The organism is Marisediminitalea alba (assembly GCF_002993365.1).
Taxonomy (GTDB): domain Bacteria; phylum Pseudomonadota; class Gammaproteobacteria; order Enterobacterales; family Alteromonadaceae; genus Alteromonas; species Alteromonas alba.
In genome coordinates this window covers 1,366-2,009 of sequence record NZ_PVNP01000209.1, presented here as the reverse complement: position 1 = coordinate 2,009, position 644 = coordinate 1,366, and the positions used below count along the sequence as shown (strand labels likewise).

Here is a 644-nt window from a genome sequence, read left to right as displayed (position 1 = left end):
GATATGCATCAGACCAAGAAAGGCAATGAATGGCACTTCGGTATGAAAGCCCATATTGGTGTGGATGCCAAGAGTGGCCTGACCCATACGCTGGTGACCACCGCCGCCAACGAGCATGACCTGAACCAGTTGAAAAACCTGTTGCATGGCGAAGAAGAATTCGCTTCCGGCGATGCCGGTTATCAGGGCGCTTCGATGCGGGAAGAGTTGCAAGATACGAATGTGGAATGGCTGATTGCTGAACGCCCCGGAAAAGTCCGGGCACTGAAAAAGCATCCTCGCAAAAACAAAACGGCCATTAACATCGAATACTTAAAAGCCAGCATCAGAGCAAAAGTGGAGCATCCGTTTCGGATCATCAAATGTCAGTTTGGCTTTATCAAAGCACGTTATAAAGGGCTGATGAAAAATGACTCACAGTTAGCCATGTTATTCACCTTAGCGAACCTGTTTAAAGTAGACCAGATGTTAAGGCGACAGCCAAGATCTATCTGAAATCCGGGAATAACCCGGAATAAGGCCGAAATCAGGCCTAAAACGGCAGTATATTTGCCGAAATTGAAATTTTAGCGTTCAAAAATTAGACGGTAAGTGCAAAGGCTGGTTCAAGAACTAAATTGCAGGACTTATTCGCAGTTTCCCTA

Annotated in this window: 1 protein-coding gene; it reads left to right on the top strand. The window is 46.0% G+C overall.

The window, feature by feature from the left end; all coding sequences use genetic code 11:
- On the top strand, positions 1-495 hold a 495-nt coding region (locus tag C6Y40_RS22735; protein WP_146129635.1), incomplete at its 5' end, for an IS5 family transposase.
- Between the last annotated feature and the right edge of the window lie 149 nt (positions 496-644).